This window comes from Frankia gtarii, from assembly GCF_025403375.1.
Taxonomy (GTDB): Bacteria; Actinomycetota; Actinomycetes; order Frankiales; family Frankiaceae; genus Frankia; species Frankia gtarii.
The window spans coordinates 1-832 of sequence record NZ_JAMPTM010000579.1 but is presented as its reverse complement, the minus strand read 5'-3'; the positions used below and the strand labels follow the sequence as shown (position 1 = coordinate 832).

1 protein-coding gene is annotated in these 832 nt (G+C 71.6%); it reads right to left on the bottom strand.

The genetic code is table 11. The annotated features are described in order from the left end of the window. Positions 1–832: AIM24 family protein (locus NBZ83_RS32395; RefSeq protein WP_261576545.1), on the bottom strand; the 832-nt coding region annotated here is incomplete at both ends.

Genomic DNA, 832 nt, shown 5'->3' with positions numbered 1-832 from the left:
CCCCCGAAGCCGCCGAAGCCGCCGCCCGGCCCGCCGGGGCCGCCCTGACCGTGGTGGCCGCCGAGCTGGTTGCCCTGGAAGCCGCCCTGACCAAGGCCGAAGTGCCCGGCCGCGCCCGAGCCGGCCAGCGCGTTATACGGAGGCAGTAGCTCGCAGGGCTGCACGATGACGAAGCCCTGGCCGGTGAACTGCATCTGCCAGCTCTCGCCGGTGTTGCCGCGCGGCCGCCACACCGCCGAGGACGTCACCGCCGCCTGCATCGACACCTGCAGGCCCGTCGACCAGCCGACGACCGCGTCCGCGTCCGCGAAGTAGTAGTTCTGGTGCGTGACGTGCATGACCAGCGGAGCACCCGACGTGCAGACCGCGACCTTGCCGTTGCCGCGCAGCTCCACCTGGTAGGAGCCGACGCCCGCGATGCCGACCTGGCTGTCGACCCGCACCAGGTCCCAGTTCAGGTCGGAGTTGAAGGCGAGGACGTTCTTGCCGTCGACGGTCAGCCCGTCGCCGGCCAGGTCGAGGATGTGGATGTCCTGCGCCTGGTTGGCGAGGAAGACCGAGCCGGAGCCGGAGACCTGCATGAGGTTCAGGCCCTCGCCACCGCTGAAGAAGCTGCGGAAGTGCCCGCCCCAGCCCTCCCAGTGCGCGTCGAAGTTCGCGGCCCCCTGATAGGCGACCATCGCGCCCTTGCGGGCGTAGAACTCGCGCATCCCCCGCGCGCCGAGCGTCGCCCGCAGCATCTTGCCGTTCTGCAGCGAGAACGGCTCGTCGGAGGGCCGCTCGGGGTTGTCGAGCAGGCTGCTGCGGATCCCCCCCGCCGGACCCCCCGGAC